The 24,320-nt window shown below is 48.8% G+C and carries 21 protein-coding genes; 5 read left to right on the top strand and 16 right to left on the bottom strand.

What is annotated here, in order from left to right:
• Nucleotides 1-14: 14 nt before the first annotated feature.
• Nucleotides 15-356 carry a DoxX family protein gene (locus C5O19_RS01745; RefSeq protein WP_104709640.1) on the top strand — a complete coding sequence of 114 codons (342 nt, stop codon included), beginning with the start codon at nt 15-17 and terminating at the stop codon, nt 354-356.
• Nucleotides 357-472: 116 nt separating this feature from the next.
• Here C5O19_RS01745 and C5O19_RS01740 read toward each other — a convergent pair whose 3' ends face one another.
• The 3 genes from C5O19_RS01740 to C5O19_RS01730 form a co-directional block, all read right to left on the bottom strand.
• Nucleotides 473-1,426: an aldo/keto reductase gene (locus C5O19_RS01740; protein WP_104709639.1), complete on the bottom strand. Its 954-nt coding sequence runs from the start codon at nt 1,424-1,426 to the stop codon at nt 473-475.
• Nucleotides 1,427-1,657: 231 nt separating this feature from the next.
• Nucleotides 1,658-2,746: a D-TA family PLP-dependent enzyme gene (locus C5O19_RS01735; protein WP_104709638.1), complete on the bottom strand. Its 1,089-nt coding sequence runs from the start codon at nt 2,744-2,746 to the stop codon at nt 1,658-1,660.
• A 27-nt stretch (nt 2,747-2,773) separates the two neighbouring features.
• Nucleotides 2,774-4,081, bottom strand: coding sequence for a gluconate:H+ symporter (locus C5O19_RS01730; RefSeq protein ID WP_104709637.1), 1,308 nt, complete (start codon nt 4,079-4,081; stop codon nt 2,774-2,776).
• A 257-nt stretch (nt 4,082-4,338) separates the two neighbouring features.
• Between C5O19_RS01730 and C5O19_RS01725 the strand changes: the two genes are divergently transcribed.
• Nucleotides 4,339-6,054 carry a M3 family oligoendopeptidase gene (locus C5O19_RS01725; RefSeq protein ID WP_104709636.1) on the top strand — a complete coding sequence of 572 codons (1,716 nt, stop codon included), beginning with the start codon at nt 4,339-4,341 and terminating at the stop codon, nt 6,052-6,054.
• Nucleotides 6,055-6,170: 116 nt separating this feature from the next.
• The gene (locus C5O19_RS01720) at nt 6,171-7,502 is read left to right on the top strand and encodes a DUF58 domain-containing protein (protein ID WP_104709635.1); all 1,332 of its coding nucleotides are present in this window, start codon (nt 6,171-6,173) and stop codon (nt 7,500-7,502) included.
• Between the two features lie 256 nt (nt 7,503-7,758).
• Here C5O19_RS01720 and coaE read toward each other — a convergent pair whose 3' ends face one another.
• The 9 genes from coaE to C5O19_RS01675 all read right to left on the bottom strand — a co-directional run bounded on the left by coaE (nt 7,759) and on the right by C5O19_RS01675 (nt 16,640).
• Nucleotides 7,759-8,349: a dephospho-CoA kinase gene (gene coaE / locus C5O19_RS01715; protein ID WP_104709634.1), complete on the bottom strand. Its 591-nt coding sequence runs from the start codon at nt 8,347-8,349 to the stop codon at nt 7,759-7,761.
• 63 nt (nt 8,350-8,412) lie between these two features.
• Entirely contained in the window at nt 8,413-9,087 is a 675-nt protein-coding gene (locus tag C5O19_RS01710; protein WP_133163284.1) for a YbbR-like domain-containing protein, read from the bottom strand.
• Between the two features lie 116 nt (nt 9,088-9,203).
• Complete coding sequence (gene yajC, locus C5O19_RS01705; protein WP_104709632.1) at nt 9,204-9,503, bottom strand: preprotein translocase subunit YajC; 300 nt, start codon at nt 9,501-9,503, stop codon at nt 9,204-9,206.
• 39 nt (nt 9,504-9,542) lie between these two features.
• Nucleotides 9,543-9,965 (bottom strand): DUF1573 domain-containing protein, encoded by a 423-nt coding sequence (locus C5O19_RS01700; RefSeq protein ID WP_104709631.1) that lies wholly within the window; start codon nt 9,963-9,965, stop codon nt 9,543-9,545.
• Between the two features lie 77 nt (nt 9,966-10,042).
• A complete protein-coding gene (locus tag C5O19_RS01695; protein ID WP_094811334.1) occupies nt 10,043-10,339 on the bottom strand; it encodes a YtxH domain-containing protein in 297 nt (98 codons plus the stop codon).
• 204 nt (nt 10,340-10,543) lie between these two features.
• Complete coding sequence (gene nusB / locus C5O19_RS01690) at nt 10,544-11,662, bottom strand: transcription antitermination factor NusB (RefSeq protein WP_165795914.1); 1,119 nt, start codon at nt 11,660-11,662, stop codon at nt 10,544-10,546.
• A gap of 455 nt (nt 11,663-12,117) precedes the next feature.
• Nucleotides 12,118-13,230, bottom strand: a complete 1,113-nt coding sequence (locus C5O19_RS01685; RefSeq protein WP_104709629.1) for an MBL fold metallo-hydrolase — start codon at nt 13,228-13,230, stop codon at nt 12,118-12,120.
• 43 nt (nt 13,231-13,273) lie between these two features.
• On the bottom strand, nt 13,274-14,320 hold the full coding sequence (locus C5O19_RS01680) for a bile acid:sodium symporter family protein (RefSeq protein WP_104709628.1): 1,047 nt from the start codon (nt 14,318-14,320) through the stop codon (nt 13,274-13,276).
• A gap of 211 nt (nt 14,321-14,531) precedes the next feature.
• Nucleotides 14,532-16,640 (bottom strand): M3 family metallopeptidase, encoded by a 2,109-nt coding sequence (locus tag C5O19_RS01675; RefSeq protein ID WP_104713789.1) that lies wholly within the window; start codon nt 16,638-16,640, stop codon nt 14,532-14,534.
• 285 nt (nt 16,641-16,925) lie between these two features.
• Between C5O19_RS01675 and aqpZ the strand changes: the two genes are divergently transcribed.
• Complete coding sequence (aqpZ, locus tag C5O19_RS01670; RefSeq protein WP_104709627.1) at nt 16,926-17,666, top strand: aquaporin Z; 741 nt, start codon at nt 16,926-16,928, stop codon at nt 17,664-17,666.
• 72 nt (nt 17,667-17,738) lie between these two features.
• Here the strand turns inward: aqpZ and C5O19_RS01665 are convergent, their stop codons facing one another.
• Both C5O19_RS01665 and nudK read right to left on the bottom strand, forming a co-directional pair.
• A complete protein-coding gene (locus C5O19_RS01665) occupies nt 17,739-18,872 on the bottom strand; it encodes a glycoside hydrolase family 18 protein (protein ID WP_104709626.1) in 1,134 nt (377 codons plus the stop codon).
• Nucleotides 18,873-18,972: 100 nt separating this feature from the next.
• On the bottom strand, nt 18,973-19,557 hold the full coding sequence (nudK, locus tag C5O19_RS01660) for a GDP-mannose pyrophosphatase NudK (RefSeq protein ID WP_104709625.1): 585 nt from the start codon (nt 19,555-19,557) through the stop codon (nt 18,973-18,975).
• 113 nt (nt 19,558-19,670) lie between these two features.
• Between nudK and C5O19_RS01655 the strand changes: the two genes are divergently transcribed.
• Nucleotides 19,671-20,423: a DeoR/GlpR family DNA-binding transcription regulator gene (locus C5O19_RS01655; RefSeq protein ID WP_104709624.1), complete on the top strand. Its 753-nt coding sequence runs from the start codon at nt 19,671-19,673 to the stop codon at nt 20,421-20,423.
• 67 nt (nt 20,424-20,490) lie between these two features.
• Here the strand turns inward: C5O19_RS01655 and fumC are convergent, their stop codons facing one another.
• Nucleotides 20,491-21,888, bottom strand: a complete 1,398-nt coding sequence (gene fumC, locus C5O19_RS01650) for a class II fumarate hydratase (RefSeq protein WP_104709623.1) — start codon at nt 21,886-21,888, stop codon at nt 20,491-20,493.
• A gap of 138 nt (nt 21,889-22,026) precedes the next feature.
• A complete protein-coding gene (locus tag C5O19_RS01645) occupies nt 22,027-24,009 on the bottom strand; it encodes a T9SS type A sorting domain-containing protein (protein ID WP_165795913.1) in 1,983 nt (660 codons plus the stop codon).
• Between the last annotated feature and the right edge of the window lie 311 nt (nt 24,010-24,320).

The raw sequence follows: 24,320 nt of genomic DNA, 5'->3' as shown, positions 1-24,320 counted from the left end.
TTAGGAAGAACGGCATGAGCCTCTACCTGATGTCCTTGCTCTACGTCGTTGCGGGTATTCTGCACTTCGTACGCCCGCAGACGTATCTGCGAATCATGCCTCCTTCCATTCCCGCTCCATTAGCTATGGTGTACTTAAGCGGCTTTGCTGAACTGGTACTGGGCCTGGCTTTGCTGGTGCCCTCGCTTCGAACCTGGGCGGCCTGGGGTATTATTCTCCTGTTAATTGCGGTATTCCCAGCCAACTGGTACATGGCTACTTCCGGAAAGTTCACTAATATCCCCGCCTGGATTCTCTGGGCTCGACTGCCTTTGCAAGGGGTGCTGATTTACTGGGCCTATACCTTTACCAAATAAACTACGCTTAAAATGAAACTTCCCGAACGTGTAGCACCTCCGGGAAGTCGTATTCTTGCTGTCAAAAGGATATAAAACCACTACTGTCCGCAGAAAGGCAGTCTTAATGTTTAATCCTACTTCCAGTCACTCGCCTGATCCAGCTTTTCGATCGCCTCCGTACGGAGCGATAATTCTGCCGCCTGGATGAACGACTGTAACTGATTTAAACTCGTAGCACTGGCAATGGGAGCTGCCACAGAAGGCCGGGCCATCAGCCAGGCCAGGGCTACACTGGCGGGCGTGACTTTGTATTCTTCTGCCACTTCATCCAAGGCTTTTAAAATTCCTAGCCCCTGCTCGTTGAGGTATTTCTTCACGCCCTGACCGCGTTGACTTTTCGCTAAGTCAGCCTCGGAGCGGTACTTACCCGTGAGAAATCCACTGGCTAAGGAATAATAGTTGATCGTACTGAGTTGATGCTCTAGTACAATCGGCTCGTAGCTTTCTTCGTATTCCTTCCGCTCCACCAGACTATAATTGGGTTGTAGCGTTTCGTAGCGAGGATACCCGTTTTTTTCGCTGGCCTGTAGCGAAGCTTTCAGTCGTTCGGGACTCATGTTTGACGTACCGATAATGCGTACTTTACCCGCTTTCACCAGTTGATCGTACGCTTCGAGCGTTTCTTCGACGGGCGTACTTTCGTTGTCGTAGTGCGTCTGATAAAGGTCAATGTACTCCGTTTGCAAGCGACGCAGGGAGTCTTCCACACCCTTTAAGATGTAGGCTTTGGAAACGTCCGGATGGCCTTTGCCGTTGTCGGCTCCGATTTTAGTGGCCAGAATGATTTGTTCGCGATTGTTACGCTGCTTCATCCATTTGCCCAGAATCGTCTCCGATTCGCCGCCAATGTTGCCTGGTACCCAACGGGAATACACATCAGCCGTATCAATAAAATTAAAGCCAGCCGCTACAAAAGCGTCGAGTATTTCAAATGAAGTCGTTTCGTCGATGGTCCAGCCAAATACGTTTCCGCCAAAGGCCAGCGGTGCTACTTCAATGTTCGATTTTCCTAATGCTCTTTTTTGCATAGTTCAATGAATTTACGGAACCTGGAAGCTCCAGAAAACAGTACGGTAGCTTCTAAAAAAAACCGGACAAATAAGTCTAAAAACAAGCGTTGGGTTCTGGGAAAGACATTAAAATTTTCTGAAACGCTGATTATCAGGGCTTAAAAACCGGCCTATTTTTCAGGTTTCCTCAAACAAAAAGCGGTGGAGCCCTGGCCTCACCGCTTTTTGTTTATCTACTTCGATCTATACTTAAATGGTAATTTTTCGCTTTCGTGATATAATAGTCCATTCGTCTACAACTTCCCCATTTTCCACTACAGTTGCCGTTTCGTGCAGGGCTACGGTCGGGCAAATGTGATACGGCACGCCGTAGAGTAGATCGCCTACCTCGATGGATTCCCAGCTACTGACTCGCACTACGCCATGTTCCTCACTCTGGCTGAGTAATTCGTACTCCGCCAAATTAAGAAACTTCACCCGTCGGTTGACTGGATTTTCGGCCGCTACTGCTTTATGCCCCAGATCGATGGTAATCAGCCCTTCGGCGGGTTTCGATACGACCCGCGTTACCAGCAAAGCGGCCCACTCAAAGGGTTGTTCTTCCAGCAAATCATCGTAACCCCAATCCCACAGTAGACAGGTACCCGGACTCAGATAAGTACCCGTCCGCAGGGCGTGTACGGTGAATGAAGGCGTGCCTCCGGTAATGATCATCCAGTTTTCATCGACCTGAATGGCATCCATTACGCGTTGATAGGCGGCGTCTACAACTTCCTTCCGTTCTTCAAAATCTGTATTACGGATATGGCCGTCGTAGATGTGCAGACCTTTCAGTTCCAGGCTGGGCAGCGTATGCACATAGTCGATCAGGCTTTGTAGATTTTCTACTTCTACCCCGGTACGATCCATGCCATTGTTTACATCGATAAAAACTGGAGCTTTTTCCTCGCCAAAATAGGTATGGATCGCGTGAGCTGTAATCGGGTTATCGACTAAAGCCTGGAAGCTCGTTTCCGGATACTGCTGCATTAGCTGGTGCCAACGGGCTACATTCGGTCCCACTACCGGATACGCCAGTAACACCCAGGGGGCTCCGGCCATGGCGGCCATTTCGGCTTCGGCGATGGTCGAAACTTTAAATTTCGTAATACCCACCTCCAACTGGAGCTTTAGGATTTCAATGGTTTTGTGGGTTTTGGTATGCGGTATGAGTCGCTCCGGACTTCCGGCAATCGCCACCATGATGGCAATATTCCGGCGAATCCGATCCTGATAGAATACAATACCGGGTGAAGGAACTAGGTCAGGATGATGGAGCGTGAACCAATCTTCAGTCATGGAAATTTCTTGTCGTTAATGTAAATCTTAGATAAAAGCATTGATAATCAGAACGCCTACCAGACCAATAATCGAAACCATGGTCTCCATCACCGTCCAGGTCTTCAGCGTATCTTTAATACTTAGATTAAAATACTCTTTATATAACCAGAAACCGCCGTCGTTGAAGTGCGAGCACATCAGACTGCCGGCTCCGATGGATAATACCATCAGCTCGGGCGAAACCTCCGGACGGGCCGCCAGCAGGGGGGCAATGATGCCAACGGCCGTCAGACCCGCTACCGTAGCCGAACCCACACAGATACGAATAAGGCCCGCCATGGCCCAACCCAATACGAGCGGCGAGACGGGCAATTGCTGTAACTGCTGCCCCAGAAAGGTACTAATGCCCGCTGACTGCATGATTTCCTTCAGGGCCGAGGCTCCGGCCACCACTAACAAGATTGGCGAACAGCCCTTGAAAGCTTCTTCCAACTGCTTTGTTACCATTTTCATGGACTGACCCCGAGCCAGGCCCAGGGTGTACATGGCGACCAGTACTGAAAGAAACATACCAAAGTACGGTTCGCTGATCAGTTGAATAACTGGATTAGGCGGTAAATACGGCTTAAAAATGGTCGTAATGGCCAGCAAAATCACCGGTAGTAAAGCGGTAAACATACTAATCCCCAGACTAGGCAGTTGGTCCGCGGGCAATTTCTTTACCGATAACAAATCCGGATCAAGCGTAGGGCTATATTGACGAAGGGTCCGCCCAAAAATGGGTCCGGCAATCGCGATGGCGGGAATGGCAATCGCAATTCCGTAGAGCAGTACCTTTCCCAAATCTGCATTAAAACGTCCGGCAATGGCTGCTGGCGAAGGATGGGGTGGCAGATACCCGTGAGCCACCGACAAGGCCGAAAGCATGGGAATGCCCACCGTCAGAATAGGTACGCGGGCCGATACCGAAACGGCCACGATCAAAGGAAAGACAATCACGAAACCGGCGTTATAGAACAGCGGAATGCCGATGACGAAGCCCGCCAGAGCCATGCCCCAGGGTAAGTTTTTGGTCCCGAATACCAGTACGAGTGCATCCGTAATTCGTTGGGCCGCACCGCTTTCGGCCACCAGTTTACCGAGCATGGCCCCAAAGCCCACAATTAGCACCAGATCGCCGAGCGTATCGCCGATTCCCTTTCGGATGGCCTGCCCGACGGCGGTTACTTCCATACCACTGGCCAGACCCAGACCGATACAGATAATCAGAAAAGCCAGAAAGGTATCCAGTCGTACGTACGCAATGAGAATAATAAGGAGAACAATAGCCAGAAAGGTGAGCAGTAGAGGCATTGAGATTCAGCTAGAGGTTTATGTTTTTCAAAGAAAAGGATTTTTTAGCCGAATTTCCTGTTGTAAAGTGTAGCTTGAGTGCAAAATTTAGAATGAACCAAACCCTGAGCTGCATGCACAGGCGTTTACTTTGATAGAAAAAAAAAGAGGTTAACGAAGGCGTTTCATTCGTTTTTCTGTTGAAACATTTCGCCTGTTAGGGGTGTTAAACGCCCGATTCTCGCAGGCTTATTTTTGGGTGACGAACGATTTTCATTATGGCAGAAACTCTTGTACAACGCCCCCGGCTGTTTCTTCCGGCGGCCTACGAATTAAGTGATTGGGCGAGTGTGCAGCCCTTTTTTGAAGAACTCCGCGACCGTCTGGTCCTCAATGCCGATGAATTACGGCAGTGGTTTCAGGACCGGTCTGAACTGGAAAGCTACCTTTCCGAAAACTTCGCTTGGCGGTACATTCGCATGACGACTGATACGGCCAATGAGGCGTACGTGGAAGCGTTCACGGTTTTCAACGAGCACATTCAGCCCCAATGGGCGGAATTCGCAAACCAGCTGGATCAGAAAGCCCTGGCTAGTCCGTACGTGGATAAATTAACCGATGAAGGGTATTTTGTAACCTTACGGGCTATTCGTCGGCAAATCGAAATTTTCCGGACGGAAAACGTCCCCTTGTTTACGCAGCAGCAAGCTCTGCAAAGCCAGTATGGTAACATCGCCGGAGCCATGACCGTTACGCTCAATGGCGAGGAAATGACTCTGCAAAAAGCGGGTGACCGACTGATGCAGACTGACCGCACCATCCGCGAAGAAGCCTGGCGGGCTATCTGGGAGCGGCGTTATCAGGATCACGAAGCCCTCGACACCTTACTTAACCAGCTTCGGGATTTACGGCATCAACTGGCTCAAAATGCGGGTTTTGCGAACTACCGTGACTATATGTTCGCCGCAATGGGCCGTTTTGACTATACGGTGGAAGACTGTTTTCACTTCCACGAGGCTATCGCCAGCACCGTCGTACCGGTGTTGAACGAATTGTCGAAGGATCGTAAACAGGCCTTGCAGCTAACAGAATTACGCCCCTGGGATAAGTTGGTAGATCCCTCGGGCCAGCCGCCGCTGAAACCTTTTACGAGTGGCGAAGATTTGCTGACCAAAACCATTGAAGTATTCGACCGCCTCGATCCTGAGTTGGGTAGCTACCTCCGCGTGATGCGTACAATGGGTCGCTTTGACCTGGAATCACGGAAGGGCAAGGCTCCGGGTGGTTACAATTATCCCTTGGAAGAATCGGGTGTACCTTTCATTTTTATGAATGCAACGTCGAACCTGCGGGATATGGTGACGATTCTGCACGAAGGGGGCCACGCCGTCCACAGCATCGTTACGCGGGATCTGGCGTTGAATAGCTTCCGGAATGTACCCAGTGAAGTGGCGGAACTGGCTTCCATGAGTATGGAGCTGATCACCATGGACCATTGGGACGTCTTTTTCCCGAATCCGGAAGACCTGCGTCGGGCGAAGCTGGAACACCTCGAAGACATTATCGAAACGCTGCCCTGGGTGGCTACCGTCGATGCATTCCAGCACTGGCTGTACGAAAATCCTACCCATAGCGTCGAAGAACGGAATGCAGCCTGGTTACGGATTTATGAACGATTTACCGACAGCATTACCGACTGGAGTGGCCTGGAGCGTTTCAAAGCGTACCAGTGGCAACGGCAGTTACATATTTACGAAGTGCCGTTCTACTACATCGAATACGGTATCGCTCAACTGGGTGCCATTGGGGTCTGGAAAAATTTCAAGGAAAATCCGCAAAAGGGACTGGAAGGCTACCTCAGCGCCCTTAAACTCGGCTATACCCGACCCATGGGCGAAATCTACGCGGCGGCCAACATACCATTCGATTTCTCCAAAGAACACATTGCCAGTCTGATGAATTTTGTACGGGCAGAGATTGCCAAGTTGCAGTAACTACAAAAGCTCTGGTTTAAATACCAGAGCTTTTTTTATCCGGAACCGATGGATTTTTGTCGGTACCGATGTCCTGTCTATCTTTGATAGAATCGACTAAACCGACGCTTGATCCCGTGCATTTCATCCGTTCGCTATACCTCTCCCGACTATTCTTTACGGTATTCATCGGGATTATTTTCCTCTTTCTGCTTTCCTTTATGGTCCCCTGGCTGTTTGGGCTGATACAGGTACTCTTTTTCGTTTTTATAGTCGGGACTATTTTTGATGGCCTGTTGCTGTATCCAAGAGCAAAGGCTTTTTTCGCTCGCCGGGACGTAGCAGACCGCCTTTCCAACGGCGATACCAATCCCGTTTCCATCTTTCTGGAAAACCACTACAAATTTCCGGTATCGCTTGAAATAATTGATGAAATCCCCGCACAGTTTCAAAAACGGGATGTGCTCTTCAAAACGATGCTTACTCCAGCAACGGAGCAGATTATCCGCTACGAGCTACGGCCCGTACAACGCGGCGAGTACGATTTCGGGGCCGTTAATGTGTACGTTCAAAGCCCGCTGCGGCTGTTGAAACGTCGGTATCGGTTCTCGCAGGATCAGCAGGTGGCCGTGTACCCTTCGTTTCTGCAAATGAAGCAGTACGAGTTCATGGCTATCTCCAGTCGCCTGACCGATCTGGGTATCAAAAAAATTCGGCGGGTGGGGATGAGTCAGGAGTTTGAACAAATCCGTCCGTACGTTTCAGGTGATGAAGTCCGTTCCGTCAACTGGCGAGCGACGGCCCGGCGGAATGAACTGATGGTGAACGCCTACCAGGAAGAAAAATCGCAGGCTATTTACTGTCTAATTGACAAAGGTCGCGTCATGCGAAGCCCCTTCGACGGTTTGAGTTTGCTCGATTACGCCATCAACGCAACCCTGGTGATGAGTAACATTGCCTTGCTTAAGCAGGATAAAGCCGGTGTACTCACCTTTTCGGACCAGCGAGGTCCCTGGGTAGCCGCGGATCGGAAACCGGGACAGTTGCAACGCATTATGGAATTGCTGTATCGGCAAAAGACCCGCTTTCTGGAAACGGATTACGAATCCCTGTACGTGCAGGTGAAAAACCAGATTCGTCAGCGAAGTTTACTGATACTGTTTACCAATTTCGAAACGGTTAATGCTCTGCAACGCGTCTTACCTTACCTGCGTCGGCTGGCCAAGGATCATCTGTTGATTGTTATCTTTTTCGAAAACACGGAATTACGGGCTTTACTGAACGCTCCGGCCCATACTACGGAAGAGATTTACCTGAAAACCATCGCAGAGAAGTTCTTTTATGAAAAGCAGCAAATCATGCGGGAGTTGCAGCAGTACGGGATTCAGTCCATCCTTACGCCGCCGGAGAAACTGACGGTTAATACGATTAACAAGTATCTGGAAGTGAAGGCTCGGGGAATGATTTAAACCATTTCAGGGTTTTACCATTCTTGATTTTCGCGTACCGTGTAGAACCCCCTTCGGGATTAAGGGATTCGAGTGAAGCCGCAACGGGTACAGGTTAGGAAACCTGCACCCGTATATCTGTCGTCAATCCCCGCATTGCATACGGGGCTATTTATATAGAACCCCCTCGGGGTTGGCGAGTCTGGGGCCGGCGATATACCGATCCTTTCAGCGTTTCCAGCTCGACCAATTGATGAGGTTGGCTAAATGTGCCCTTCTACAAACTTCTTAATTCCTGATCGAGTTTTAATACCTGATCAATCAGGGGTGTTTTTTCGTCGTTCAGAATCACATAATCAGCGATTTGCTGCCGCTCTTCTTCGGAGGCTTGACGGGCAATAATATCCCGAATGGCGGCTTCCGAACGCTGGTCACGTTGGCGTACCCGCTGTATCCGTAAATCGAGCGGGGCTTCTACGACAATGACTTTCTTAAAATTATTCCCCTGCCCCGCTGCTTTCATAATGGCGGCTTCATACAGCAGATACGGAGCCTCGGGATAGCGAGCAGCCCAGTCCATTCCGTCCTGTCGCACTCGGGGATGCACCAAGGCGTTGAGTTTCTGTAAAAGTCCCGGATTGTGAAATACCTGTCCAGCCACCCAACTTCGATTATAGATTCCCTCGGCAGTGTAGGCTTCTTTTCCAAGTAATTCCTCCAATTGCTGACGTAACTCCGAATCCGTATTCATGAGCCGCTTGGCCCGGTCGTCGGCTTCGTATACCGGAATACCCAGTGTAGAAAAAATACGGGCAATGAGGCTCTTTCCTGAACCAATCCCTCCCGTGATACCAATAACCTTACTCATAGCTAAAAATACAAAAACGCGACTCCAATCGGTACGGGAGTCGCGTTCTATAAAATCATTACGTTATTTACTTCCGGGTGGCGGACTCAGTAATTCAGCGATTTCAAAACTGATGTTTACCTGCTTCGCCGTAGCATTTACATTCGGTGCATTCACGTAGGGAATGGCCAATCGTTCGTCAAAATCTCCCGAAATTTTCTTGGGGAGTGGAATCAGAATCGTATTGGGCACCTCCCGCATCGCCGACTCGGGGCCTTCCACCGTAATGCTTTGTGGAATTACGTTGATAACCGTCGAGATTACAAAGTGTCGGGGAAAGCGAACGTCACTGGTATCAGCCTGTAATTTCACGGTTTTTACCACCCGTCGCTCAAAACTGACATCCAGCGAATCCGCTATAATGTAATTTACCTGCGTTTCTTTTAATTGATCCGACAGCAAATTGGTCAAAGAAGCCGTGTTGATAAACTTGGTATGCAGGGGATTCGTAATGGCGTACGTAATCGGTTGATTACCTAACGACAAGGTACGCCAGAGTAAATCCCATCCATTGCCCGTAATACTGGCTTGAATTTGCCGCGGAAGCGGAGAAGTAGGCACGTACAATGAATCATCGTAGGCTACTTGTAACGGATACGCTAATCGGGCTGAATATCCCTCTTTGTTAAGAGCATTCATCAACCAGAAAAGCAGAGCCCCTACCAGGCAGAGACTCGCGACTTTCCAGTCAGGTTTCATACTTTCAATGATCAATACCTATTGATCGGTTAACTGTGAGTAATCATGCTTCATACTAGTGGCTAGAGACGTATAAAATCACGTTCCCTGTGGAAGCATGGGTACACAGCGTCCGATTATTGTCCCAAACGAATGGAACTGTCGCGGGAAATGGCCGTTTTATCAAAAACTAAACGCATACCGCGGCCTACGTCGAGTGTCACGGTTTTTTCGGTAGTCTCCACGATTTTTCCGTGTAAGCCGCCAATGGTAACAACCGCGTCGCCTTCTTTCATGTCGGTGATGAATTTCTGCTGATCCTTCGCCTTTTTCTGCTGGGGACGAATCATGAAGAAATACATGACAACAAAAATACCGCCCATCAGAACGAGTTGCATCCAGTTGGAGCCACTGGCGGGTGCTTGTAAGAGCATCATAACTAGGTTTAAGATTTAGGATTCGAGTACAAGGGGATATCAATGCGTAGCAGGTTCGAGTACCTCTACCCGGAAAGCCACCGTTGTGGTTTCGGGTTTAGTATTCGCCACGACCGTTACGGTCTTGGTGTTCGCTCCTACTTTGTTTTTGCTGTTGAATTTTACCAGCAAACTCGACGTATCGCCCGGAGCGATGGGCTTGAGTGGAATCACGGGAACCGTACAGCCACAGGAAGCTGAAGCGGACTGAATGACCAGCGGAGCATTACCCGTATTTTTAAACGCAAAGCGGTGTAGCAGCGTATCGCCTTCCGTTACTTTGCCCAAATCAACTTCGGGCTGATCGAACTTAAGAATGGGGAATTTGGTAGGGTCATCCGTCGTAGCCGTTTGTTGCTTTCCCGTATTGCAGGAAAACAGCAAACCCCAGCACAGCAGACCTACTACAAACTTGCTTTTCATCGGAAGGGGGGTTTACGGTTTCTCGGTAGAGTTTTCGCTAAAAGATCTCCACCGAGAAACGGTAAACAACAATTAGCTTAGTGTCCTTTAATCTGGCCCATGAGTGATTCTACATCCGCCAGCAGGCGTTCAGCTTTCTCGCGAGCTTCGTCTACTACTTTTTTTCCTTCGGTCTTAGCCAGACTTTCGGGCAAGTCACTTTGAGCCATTAAGTCAGCAATAAGCTGTTGCAAGTGCTCACGATATTTTGAAAGACGGTACCCCAGGCGATCACGTGTATTCTCACCACTGTCGGGAGCGTACAGAATTCCTACCGAAGCCCCAACCGCCGTACCGGCCAAAAAGCCTAATAAAGTAAGGGTTGATTTTTTCATGGTTTTTCTATAAAGATTCGAATGCTCTAAAAAGTACATTCGATACGTTTTTGTTTTCGAAACTCCCTATTTGACCGGGTTTAACCATTCGTCAAATTAGTGTTCCTGGCCTTCGAAGATTGATAATCAAGAAGTCTTCTTTTTTTCCAACCTTTCACTTCTGTAAAAGTAAGGGAAATGTAGAATAGGCCCGCGAAAACTTTTTTAACGATTATCGATCAAACCACGACCACTCTTCCGAATGGTACCATCTTCGCGAAGTTTTGCTGAAAGCGTATCGAGTACCCCGTTCAGGAATTGTCCACTGCGAGGCGTTGAGTAATCCTTGGCTACTTCAATAAATTCGTTGATGGTCACCTTTACCGGAATGCCAGGGAAATAAATCATTTCTGCCAGAGCCATCATCAGTAGAATCCGGTCCGTCAGGGCGATCCGTTCGGAATCCCAGTTCGTTACTTGATCAACGATGAACTGCATGAAACGTTCTTCGTTGTCGAGCGTATGCCGTAGCAATTCCTTGAAAAACTTGATATCATCTTCGCCGCCGGGTAAGAGGGTTTGCAGGCGAATATCACCGTCCTGATAAGACTTTACCGTCTTGGTCGTTAGGCTACGCAGAATGTCTTTGTCTTCGCTCCAGTACAGATTTTGCTCATCGAACACCGTCTTAATCATCTCGTTCTTAAACACTAGTTGCTTTAACAAGTGCATCACGAGGTCGGCATCTTCGGAGGGCGTATGCTGATTACGCTGGCAGTATTGCTGAAAAGTAGCATCCTGTCGAATGTCCTTAAAGAAGGGGCGGATGTATTGTACACGGTCTTCTTCCGTCCATTTCAAGTTCCGGCGGATGACTTCGTTTTCAAACGTAGGCATATCCCGCAGCGCATGAATAAATTGGTTACTCGCCAGTACACTCGTATTCAGGCCTTCGTCCAGATAACGCCGTTCCTGATACAATTGAGCTTCCTCGGCCAACTCCAGTAAGAGCAGCAAAATCATCAGATACTGATCATAAATGCGTTCAATATCTGCTGTCGCATCGCGTACGAAGCGAAGGCGATCCTGCTGGGTTTTCTGCCGGTAATAATTCAGAGCTTCCGTAGCCACCTGACGGGCCATCAGCGGAATCTCTTCTTCGGTATCTTTTTTGGTAACCGACTCCTCCAGTTGCATCAGGGCCAGTTTCCGAAGGCCTTCAAAGCGTTCGGGGTCCTGACGTTCCATGGAATTGAGGTCGGGTTGCAGGGTTTCAACGATGAAATCCTGGGCTAGTTGGTAGTTGGAACGTTCAGCCTGATACAATGCATAAAGTGTTTGCATGGCCTTGATTCGCAACGTCCTCCGATTCAGCATATTCGGTAAAAGCGATTAGTCAAAGAACTTGTTTCGAGCCGCAAAGGTACAAAATTCAGCGTAGAGTTTAGAGTTTTTGGTTTGGAGTTTTCAGTTTTTGCCGCTCTAGTTCACGGTTTTATCTTCTTCCCAGAAAACATTTTGCTTTAGAAAGTTAGTAATCGAGGTAAGCTCGTTTCTACCTCTCTATCGTCCTTCCCGTAAGCATCAAACTAAGCATTCTTAGAGAGTATCTACCAGCCTAAACTCACTCTCCTAAAAGCACCAACCCCGAAGGAAATCCATAGGCTTAGCCCCGTATGAAATGCGGGTACTCGACCCGCCCGGTGGGCACAGCCTACCAACGTTAACATCCGTATCAAATGCTACGAATAACCCGTCCCGCTAACTTTACCGGGTTTTATCCAATAAACTCTCAACTCCTAATACCCCTCCCACCAACGTTCGGTAGAATAGTTACCTCCAATTTGCACTAGCTCACCAATTCGGGGCGTGGTAATCGGTTGTTGAACCTCTTTCGCTTTTTTCGTCATCCGTTCGATGGGCTCTTTCCAGGGGTGTAAGGCCAGCGTAAACTTGCCCCAGTGTACGGGCATCAGCACTTCAGTCTTTAAATCCTTGGCGGCCTGAACCGTTTCTTCGGGCATCATATGGATGTAATGCCACATCATGTTATACTGCCCGCATTCCAGCAAAGCCAGATCAAAAGGACCGTATTTCTCACCGATTTCCTTGAAGTGAGGGCCGTATCCCGAATCCCCCCCGAGAAAAATAGTCTGCGTAGGTGTTTTCAGTACGTATGAATTCCAGAGCGTCTGTCCGCGTTTAAGTCCCCGACCGGAGAAGTGTCTGCCCGGCGTAGCGGTCAACTGCAGATCATCCGAGATTTTTCCGGCTTCGTACCAGTCATATTCGGTAATGGCTTCCGGTTTCACGCCCCAACGTTCCAGGTGCGAACCCACGCCCAGAGCCACGTGAAAATGTTTGGTTCGGGAAGCCAGCTTCAGGATGGTATCATAATCCAGGTGATCATAATGATCGTGGGAAATAACGATGGCATCCAGTTCCGGGAAATCGTCGGCTCCGTACATTTCCGTACAGGGATAAGCCTTTGAACCCACAAATTGAAAGGGTGAAGTTCGGCCGCTGAACACCGGATCCACCAATAGATTTTTTCCGTTAACGCGAAGAAAGTACGACGAATGTCCAAACCAGACCAGCACGGGTTCCGTACCGGTCAGCGTTTTCAGATTGGTTTTCACCGACGGTAAAGGCCGTTCCGGTTCCCGCCCTTCGGTGGGTTTGAAATAGGCGGCGATGAGCTTAAACCAGGAAGATTCCGGGTTCATCATCGGCGTTTCGAGCGGATACTGAAACGTGCCGTTTTTGTAATTCGGCGAATGCTTAATTCGTTCGAGCCGAGCCCCCGAAGCCGTTCCACCGAAGGTAGGCAACTGCAAGACGAGTACCGTAACCAGACCTAAAATCACAAGTGTACTCAGCAGAATAATCATGCCTTTTTTAAATTTTTTCATGGGGGAATATTGAAAGTCCAACGCTTTCCAGACGACGTAATTCTCAATTCGTTAAAGTAGTTCCTTCCGACAAATGATGCTGGGCCGCCATTCGTTGGGCAATCACACTCACCACAATCAATTGCAAGGCATGATACAGCATCAGCGGCAATAATAAAATCCCCAACGCCGCACTATTAGTAAAGAGTACTTTAGACATTACGGTACCATGGACCAGTGATTTTTTCGAACCACAGAAAACCGCAGTAATGCGATCTTCCCGATTGAATCCCAATAGATTACAAACGCCTGTAATGATGAAATAACCCGTAAAAAACAAAGCTAACATGCCTACGCTCAACATCAACAAATCACCCCAGCTGAGGTTACTAAACAAGTGCTGATCGAATGATTCACAGAAAGCTGTATACACAATAATCAGAATGGTAGTCTGATCGAAATAGCGAAGAAATTTCTTTTTGCTTTCGGCCCAGGCTCCACCGTATTTGTTAAGTACGATCCCCACAATCACGGGCAACAGTACCTGTAACATCAATTTACCCATAATGTCGCCCAGGTGATTTTCGCCCCCTTCCGCTGCTGTATTCACCACCTGCATCCAGAGCGGCGTAATAAACACACCTAAGATACTGGAAATACTGGCGTTGAAAATCGCCGCCGGAATGTTTCCCTCCGCAATGGAGACCATCACTACGGAAGAAGATACCGTTGAGGGTAAGGTAGACAGAAAAAATACACCCATCCAGACCATTTGGTTGTCGGCATTTCCCAGAAAGGTTTTGGCGATTAAGACCAGCACCGGGAACAGAATGAAGGTACTAACGTGGACGACAATATGTAACCGCCAGTTGGTCAGGCCAGCCTTTAGTTTTTCCTTACTCAGCCGTAATCCGTAAAAGAAGAAGATCAACGACACTCCGTAATTAGCCAGATTGGATAAGGAAAAGGTTCCTTCTCCCAGTCCACCTTCGGGCCAGAGATACGCCAGAAGAATCATTCCCAACAGGGCCAGAATGAACCCGTCCAGACCAATTTTACTGAGCAGTTTCAAGGGATTAAACGAACGGGAAGACGCGGATATATTCGACATAACAGAGCGGTTTTGGGGATACTTTTACTGATTTAGTATCCGATTCTTTTCAATAAGACCATACCGACAAGGCATCGGTTGCGATCCAGTCCTTCAGAATTACCTACAAATAAGCGTTCAGCTAACTATTTGTGAAGCAGAAATCTAAAAATAAAAGCAGGATGCGATGATAGTCGCATCCTGCTTTTCAATACTCCACCTTTATTGGTTTCTACATATTCGTCAGTAAGCCCCGACGCCGCAGTAATGGTTTGATGTCGGGTTCGGCTCCCCGGAAGTTTTTGTACAACTTCATGGGCTCGTCCGTACCACCGCGTTCGAGTACGTTTTTCCGGAACGATTCCGCCGATTTTTTGTCAAACAGACCTTTTTGTTTGAAAACTTCAAACGCATCTGCATCCAGTACTGCCGACCAGATGTAACTGTAATACCCCGCTGAGTAGCCGCCCGAGAACGAGTGCTGGAAATACGTACTCCGGTAGCGAGGTGGAATCTGCTCGATCAGGCCAATTTTATCCATGGCATTCTTCTCGAAGGTCAGTACGTCGCTGGGTGTTTGTCCGGGAGCCAGCGTGTGATACGCCATGTCGAGGATAGAAGCCGCCAGGTATTCGCTGGTCAGGAAGCCTTGGTTGAACAAACTACTTTTCTTAAGTTTCTCGACCAGAGCGTCCGGAATGACTTCGCCCGTTTGGTAATGTTTGGCATAAAGCTTCAGCATTTCCGGCTCAGTAGCCCAATTTTCCATGATTTGCGAAGGCAGCTCCACAAAGTCACGCGGCACCGATGTTCCGGACAGACTCCCGTAATTGACGTTCGACAGTAAGCCATGCAGGGCGTGACCAAATTCGTGGAAGAAGGTCGTCGTTTCGTCCATGCTCAATAGAGCCGGAGCGTTGCCTACGGGCTTCGAGAAATTACAAACGATGGACACAACGGGAGCGATAAACTTCCCGTTTTGCACTTCCTGCTTCCGGTAGCTGGTCATCCAGGCTCCACCGCGTTTGCTGGCCCGGGGAAAGAAATCCATGTACATAATACCCACGTGCTTGCCATTGGCTTCCTTCACTTCGTAAGCCATCGCTTCGGGGTGGTATACGGGTAGATCGGCAAGAGGCGTGAATTTGAGGCCGTACAATTTTTCACAGAGCGTAAAAATGCCCTGCTTCACATTTTCCAGCGAGAAATACGGACGCAGCTCTTCTTCATCGAGGTTGTATTTTTCCTTGCGAAGTTTCTCGGCATAATACCGCCAATCCCAGCCCGCGAGTTTTTCGTTCTTACCCTCTTTATCCATCAAAGCCTGTAAGTCAGCAGCTTCTTTTTTGGTCACGGGTACGGTAGCCGTCCACAGTTGGTTCAGCAGTTCGTTCACCTTCGCGGGCGTTTTGGCCATGCTTTCTTCCAGCACGTACGCCGCGTGATTTTCGTAACCCAGCAACTGAGCCCGTTCGGCCCGTAGAGCGACGAGCTTGGCAATGATGGCTTTGTTATCGCGGTCGTCGTTGTGATTGGCCCGTTCGATATACGCTTTAAAGATTTTCTCGCGAAGCGAACGATTATCCGCGTATTGCAGGAAAGGCATAACGCTCGGATTTTGGAGCGTAAAGACCCATTTACCGGCCATGTTCCGCTTTTTAGCTTCGTCAGCTGCCGAGGCAATCAGGGATTGGGGTAAACCGCTTAAATCGGATTGCTGATCGATCACTAGCGTGTAGGCGTTGTTTTCGCCCAGCAAATTCTGACCATACTTCAGCGTCAGCAGGGATTGTTCCTGGTTGATCTCTCGCAGACGAGCCTGTTTATCGGGCGAAAGAGCCGCTCCACTCCGTACGAAATTCTTGTACGTTTTTTCCAACAACATCAATTGCTCGGGCGTCAGTTTCAAGGATTTCCGCTGATCGTATACGGCTTTCACCCGCTTGAACAGATCGGGATTTAACTGAATATCATCCCGGTGCTTAGACAATTGGGGAGCCAGTTGTTGAGCGATCTTCTGAATTTCATCGTTCGTATTGGCCGAATTCAGATTGTAGAATACGGTACTAACCCGATCCAGGATTTCGCCACTGTTATCCATGGCTACGATGGTATTCTCGAACGTCGGCATATCCCGGCGGCGTACCAAAGTCTGAATCTGAGCGGCTTGCTGCCGCATGCCTTCTTCAAACGCAGGCTGGAAATGTTCCGTACGAATTTTGTCAAAAGGGGGAACACCAAAGGGCGTCGTGTAAGCCGCCAGAAAGGGATTGTCCGTAGCCGGACGAGGCTGTCCGAACGCCAGTGTTGCAGTCACCATGAGCGGGAGCAGAAGTTTCATTCGTAACGCGTTGTTGATGCTGAAAAAAGAAGCAAGGTACGGCCGAAAAATGAGTCCGTCAACTTTGTCCGGTTGAGGTGTAGCGTCCCTTTTCATAACGTATATATACAAATTCTTACCATACTAAGTAAAATATACACCATACGTCTAAATTATACCTAGTAATTACTACTAGTTTATACTTTCACAAAAGTAGCTCGATAGACCATTTATTAGCATTCGTCTAGTGTACGATTTAGTAGAATGTACCCAATCGTTTTCTAACCCTTTTAACGTATCCCTTTCATGACTAAGAAATTTGCAGCAGAATTTGTTGGTACCTTATGGCTTGTACTAGGCGGTTGTGGCAGTGCTGTACTGGCCGCAGCATTTCCAGAAGTAGGGATTGGGCTGGTCGGCGTGTCGCTGGCTTTTGGGCTAACGGTGGTGACTATTGCCTATGCTTTAGGACATATTTCAGGGGCACACCTCAACCCCGCCGTTACGTTCGGTTTTCTGGCTAGTGGTCGATTCAAAGCCAGCGAGTTGGTCCCTTACCTGGTGGCCCAAATTCTAGGCGGTATCGCCGGAGCAGGAATTCTCTACCTGATTGCCAGCGGGAAAGCCGGGTTTGACCTGAGTGGGGGCTTTGCCGCAAACGGGTACGGTACTCATTCGCCGGGTGGCTATTCCTTGCAGGCGGCTTTCGTTACCGAATTTGTTATGACGTTCCTGTTTCTCATCATCATTTTGGGAGCTACGGACGTGAAAGCGTCTAAGGGTTTTGCCGGCCTGGCTATTGGTTTAGGACTCACCCTGATTCACCTCATTAGTATTCCGGTAACGAATACTTCCGTAAATCCGGCCCGTAGTATCAGTCAGGCCCTCTTTGTGGGTGATTGGGCGATGGCTCAATTGTGGCTGTTCATCGTAGCTCCGATTGCTGGAGCTATCGTGGCAGGAATTTTCTACCGCTTGGTGTACAGCGAAGCCCCGCGATTCTCCGATGATAAAATTCAGAAAGAGCTAGTGGATGATCACCAATAAAACAAGCGGGTATCATAAACAAAGCGGGTACGGCTTCATCAGCCGTACCCGCTTTGTTTTACTATGTTTTTTCTATTTCAATCCCTCTACTACTGAATCGAGCAATTTTTTGCCGGGCATGTCGAGCTGGTATTCCCAGTACATGACGCCCGCCATGCCTTGTTTTTTGATGTAGTCCATTTTGTATTGCATGGACTCTTCATCGCAGTACGAAATGAAGGATTTGGTTTCCGGATTCCAGAGGTACGGTACCTTTGAGGCCTCGTCCCAGTGACGGGTGTAGCCGTTTTTATTGATGTACTTATTGGTCAGCTCCGTATAGCTCGTGAAGGAGTGCTTGGTATCAGTTGTTGGTTGAAACAGACCGTTTTGCTCGGGCTTCACGTTCGTCCAGCCGCGACCGTAGAAGGGTACACCCAGTACAATTTTACTGATGGGTACGCCCGCTTTTACGTGACCTTTGACTGCATCATCCGAACTATTCCGCGAATAATCCCCTAACTTAGACTGGTACAGTGGACTGTGATGACCCGTCACTACGTCATTGCCATGGTACAGATCGTAAGTCATGATGTTTACGTAATCGAGGTACTTCGCCGCCTTACCCAGCTCGGTATGACTGACAAAAGCTGTATCACCACCCGTCGCCGAAGTCAACAGATAGGGATTAGACTTGAGCCGCTTATTTTTCTTCTCCTGGGCGTCCAGGTGTTCGCGTAGGGTTTTCAGCAACAGCGTATAATTCTGTTTGTCTTCCGGACGAAAAATGTTTCCGGCACCCACCTGAGCGGGGTACTCCCAGTCAATATCCACGCCATCGAGATGGTACTCATTGAGAAGCTTCATACAGCTTTTAGCAAACTTCTGACGGGCAGGTTCATTCACCGAAACGTCCGAAAAGTACTTGCAACCGCCCCAACCCCCAATGGAAATGAGCAGTTTCAGATCTTTATTGACGCTACGAAGAGCATCCAGAGCTTTGAGCGTTTTTACGTCGCGTTGGTTGAGCGGAGCCAGTACACCAGCCTCGTTGGGAACGGCAAAGGCAAAATTGATGTGCGTCATCTTTTTTGCGTCCGCTTCCAGGCTTTCCTTGGTCCAGCCGCCGCCCGTAACGTAGCCAATCACCACGTATTTTTTGGATTGCCCAAAGGCCAATGAAGCCAGTAAAAGGAAAAATAAGGTAAGTCGAAGAGGTTTGTGCATGATGTGTAGGGTACGTAAAGCCAATGAACGTATAAAAGTACGGGGAATCCGCCTCTTCAATCCGGATTCCCCGTACTTTTTAAAAAATTTTTTTATTTCATTATACGGATGCTTTCAGCCGGTCTTTGAGGAGTAGCTGTTGGAGTAACAAAACGGTCTTGGCGTCTTTAATTTCACCGTTTTCAATCATTTGTAACGCTTGTGGAAAGGGCAACTCCAGTACTCGAATGTCTTCTTCTTCCACTACCCCACCCCCTTCGTTGACCCGGTGTGTGTCTTCATATTCCGCAACGAAAAAGTACAGGATTTCGGTAACCGAACCCGGACTCATGTACAGCTCGAAGACCCGCTCGGGCTGTGTGATTCGGTATCCCGTTTCTTCCTCCGTTTCCCGGCGGATGCAGTCTTCCGGGCTATCGGCATCGAGTAAGCCCGCACAGGCTTCGATAAGCATACCGTTATCGTTGCCATTCACGTAGGTGGGCATACGGAATTGTTCCGTCAGAATGACCGTATTCTTTTCGCGATTATACAGCAGGATTACCGCTCCGTTCCCCCGGTCGTAACATTCCCGCGACTGTCGCTGCCAGGATCCGTCTTGCTTGGGATAATCGAAGGTGACTTTACGTAAGGTATACCAGTTGTCGGAAAGGATTTCTGTATTGACAATTTGAACGGTATTCATAACGGATCATTTTTGATGATTGAACGAATGATGAATCCAAAATTCGATCAATAATGATCAAAAACAAATAATTTCGATCAAAATAAATTATATTTGTTCATATCCGATCAATTATGAGCATTACCAGACATAAACAGATTCTTGAATATCTAGCCTACGGAAACGAACGGAGTGTTAGCTTCCTGGCTGAACAGTTACAAACGTCCGAGATTACGATTCGCCGGGATTTAAATACGCTGGCCGAACAGGGCAAACTGATTCGTACGCACGGCGGAGCCACCCGGAATGACTTGCCCTTTGTGCCCTTTACTCACAAATCGGTCATCCATACGCAGGCCAAAAAGCAGATTGGACAGCGGGCGGCTACATTAGTAGAGGAAAACGACGTACTCTTTCTGGATTGCGGCAGTACCGTGCTGGCGATGGGTCCGTACCTCAAAACCTTCCGGAACCTGAAGATTATTACGAACTCTCTGCCTTTAATTTGGGAATTGCGGGAAGCTCCTCACCTCTCCATCAATCTCATTGGTGGAGAGCTGGACGTACAGCGGCAGGCCGTACACGGTTCCGTAGCCCTGGAACACGTGGCTCGGTATCATGCCGATAAGGCATTCCTTGGGGTGGATGGTATTTCACTCAAAAATGGCTTGACGGCCCGCAGCGAAACGGAAGCTTCCTTTACCAAGGCCTTACTGGCCAACGCCGAAAGAAGCGTTCTATTGGCCGACCTCAGTAAGTTCGAGCAGGACAGCTATCTGAAATTTGCTCCGCTTTCGGCCATTCATTACATCATTACCCGTGCTGGGCTGGATGAAAATCTGGTGCAACAGTATCGGGAAGCCGGTTGCGAATGGATCGAAGCATGACCCAGCAAAAAGGTCCCCGGAGACTTCGCGTTCCCGGGGACCTTTTATAAGTAAATCCTCTTCAATACTAGATTTTACCCACCATATTTTCAGGTTTCACCCACTCGTCGAATTCTTCGGAGGTAAGGTAACCCAAGGCAATAGCCGTTTCTTTCAACGTAGAACCATTTTTGTGAGCGGTCTGAGCGATTTCGGCGGCTTTGTAGTAACCGATTTTCGGGTTCAGAGCCGTTACCAACATCAGGGAGTTGTTGACGTGCTTCCTGATGTTTTCCGTCAGCGGTTCGATACCCACGGCACACTTGTCGTTGAAGGCTACGCAAACGTCGCCAATCAGACGAGCCGAGTGCAGGAAGTTGTAGATCATCACGGGCTTGAATACGTTCAGCTCGAAGTGACCGTTTGAACCACCAATGTTGATGGCTACGTCATTACCCAGCACCTGAGCCGCTACCATGGTCATGGCTTCGCATTGCGTCGGGTTTACTTTACCGGGCATGATCGAGCTACCGGGTTCGTTGTCAGGAATGAAGATTTCACCAATACCCGCCCGTGGGCCAGACGACAGCATCCGAATATCGTTACCGATTTTCATCAGGCTGACAGCTACCGTTTTCAGAGCACCGTGAGCTTCCACGATGGCGTCGTGTGCCGCCAAAGCTTCGAATTTGTTTTCAGCCGTTACGAAAGGCAGACCCGTCAGATCAGCAATGTGCTTAGCTACTAACTCCGAATACCCTTCGGGGGTATTGATTCCCGTACCTACGGCCGTTCCACCCAAAGCCAGTTCAGACAGGTGTTCCAGCGTATTTTTGATGGCTTTCAGTCCGTGATTCAACTGCGATACGTAGCCGGAGAATTCCTGACCCAGCGTCAATGGCGTTGCATCCATGAAGTGCGTACGACCGATTTTTACGACGTTTTTGAACGCTTCAGCCTTGGCTTGTAGCGTATCCCGCAGTTTTTCGATGCCGGGGATCGTAATCTCGATCAGAATTTTATACGCCGCAATGTGCATGGCCGTCGGGAACGTATCGTTCGACGACTGCGACTTGTTCACATCATCATTCGGGTGAACGAATTTCTGCTTATCCGCTAGATCGCCGCCATTCACGACGTGAGCCCGGTACGCAACAACCTCATTCACGTTCATGTTTGACTGCGTACCCGAACCCGTTTGCCACACCACCAGCGGAAACTGATCGTCGAGTTTACGGTCCAGAATTTCGTCGCAAACCTGAGCAATCAGGTTCTTTTTATCTTCCGGCAATACGCCCAGTTCGAAGTTAGTAATGGCCGCTGCTTTTTTCAGGTACGCAAATGCCGCGATGACTTCTTTCGGCATTTTGTTGATGTCCTGAGCAATCGGGAAATTCAGGATGGAACGTTGGGTTTGAGCTCCCCAATACACATGAGCGGGCACTTGCACTTCACCCATGGTGTCTTTCTCAATACGGTATTCCATGATTTATCGTTTAACGGTTCCGCGAGAACGCCTGGACGCGAACAGAAAACGTTCCGCCAGGGGCTTACGCAATTCGCCGCAAAGCTACCAAGCGAATGGAACGGGCGATGGATTTTTCTAAAAATTTCTGGTGATTTCTTAATGCTGAACAACCAGTCGCTGCGTATGCGTTCTTTCGTTGGTTTGTACGCGTAACAGGTACAGGCCGCTGGGCAGATGACCAATCCGAAGCCGACTCTCCGCCTGCGTGGCCTGTTGCTCTCCCAGAATACGTCCCGTCTGATCCAGTAGGGTAATACGAACCGGTTGAGCTTTTGAAAGCTGCACCAGTACTTCCTCCTGAGCCGGATTAGGAATTAATTGCACCGACCAGGAGGCAGGTTTTTCTACGGAGGTAGGCAGCGGCATCATTACCAGCAAGAGCGTAGTCAGCTCAATTCCTGACTGTAGGGTTGTACGCAGTCGATAAATGTAACGAGAACCGGGAGCGACGGACTTGTCGGTATAGGTAATACTGTTTGCCGGTAATGTTCCTAAGGCGGTGAATGTTCCCAGGTTCTCCTGTCGTTCGAGCTTGGTTTCTAGCGTATTGGGCAGCAGGTTCCAGCGGAGAGCTACTTCATATAAATCTACATTCGTAGCCAGAAACGTCTGATTGGGCTGGTAGGGACCAATGGCTACGTTTTCGAAACAAAACGCGTACTGCTCTCGCTTGTTGAGCAGATACGGACCTGTATACGCAATGGCGTGTCCCGTCGGAACCACCGGTGGCAGATACGTCAACCGGGTGGCCGTAGCGGGTTTATTGAGGTACACGTGCACTTTATTGCCTTCAGCCCGCAGGGAATCTACGCTGCCGCTCTGTCCGTCCAGATAGATATAATCTTTCAGATACAGCGTGAATTGCTGCCCATTAAGCACGGAAGTACCAACGAATGATTTTTGTGCCACCAGTTCTTGGTCTATATCAAATTCGATGGTCAGTTGAGTCTGTTGAGTATTGGAATAATAGATTTTACGTGGATCGGGGGAATTGATTTGCAGCGTATCCGTCGAGCCGTAAAAATCCCGATTGACCATGCGATACAGATTATGAGCGAAAATGACGTTATCCTGAGCCCGGTAATGGATCCCATCGTGGCCCAGTAAGCCCATGGTAGTAATGGTTCGTACATCGGGGTACAGTTGGGCCGTCCGCCGTTGAAAATCCCGTACGAAAGCCGGCCGATCACCCACGCCAGCGGGCTGAATACCCGTTTGCGTAACGTATACCTTTTGCAAGCCGGGATAATCCTGTTTCCACCCGCGGTACAGTTTATCAAACTGAGCGGGATATTCCAGCATTTGCGAAGATAAACCCCCAATTTCCGCCTCGCCCTGCCGCCAGAAAATAGCCTTGACCTGATTCTGAACGCCTGCCATCATGCTTCGGTGCAAAGCCCGGCCATAATCAGTAGCCAGGTCGGACGGGTTAGCGGAATTACGATCGTTAAAAAACGTAATGGGCTGACCCCCAGAGCCGTTGTTGAGAATACAGGTGGGAATCTGATTATTCTGTCGAATGAGGCGTTGTAACTCCGTACCCCACACGCCCACGTTTACGCTCAGGCCATTAGCGACTACCCACTTGGGCCCTTCCGCAGCGTAGCTGGTCGTATAAGTTCGACAGAATTCATTTTGCTGGGGATCGTACAAAATATAGTCGGGTCCTTCGCCCCCCGCTACGGCATTCGACTGCCCACTGATCAAATACACATCGCCCGCTACCAGATTGACGCGAGTGGCGTACAAGGTTGAGTCCCGGTTTTTTACGATGTAGATTCTGGCCTGGTACTCTACCGTTTCGGCTTTAATGGTTGGATTGAGAGCGAAAGAAGCCCGGCCATTCTGAAAACTCAGGTTTTGCGAGGCGTAGCGGTATAAATTTGATCCGCGAAAAATCTGAACGGAAATTTTGGTTACGCTGGCATCCGTTACGGTACCGGCAATGGCAACGGTTCCTTCCGATTGTTCATTGCGGGGAAATAGCTGGTTATCCGCCGGAATTTTGGAAAAAGTTACCTGACCTAATACGGCTCCCAGAGTTGCTATACTGAATATCCAAGTAAAAAATAGTTTCATGCAGTGGTTTTTAATAGGTAAAAGGCGGGTGTTGGGATTACTCACTACGTAAGTATGCCTCCTATGCATAGAACACAGTAAGTAAGTAAAGGTTAACGCCCTTAGAAAAGAAAGTTCAGCACTTGAACAGTATTGAAGAAGGCGGTCCCCCTGTTGGTAAGATACTTTTGCAAAAGTAGGTAAGGCAGGCCTTAATCTTTGCTTTTTCGTATATAGTATCGCTGGTTTGTATCGTTACATTTGTAAATTCCCTTCGACATTTTTCGTTACTTTCTTGTTCCTTAGCCAGGATTAAGGACTAATTTTGTTTT

It is taken from the genome of Siphonobacter curvatus (genome assembly GCF_002943425.1).
Classification (GTDB): domain Bacteria; phylum Bacteroidota; class Bacteroidia; order Cytophagales; family Spirosomataceae; genus Siphonobacter; species Siphonobacter curvatus.
The sequence above is the reverse complement of the archived record's forward strand: the minus strand, read 5'-3'. Positions and strand labels throughout refer to the sequence as shown.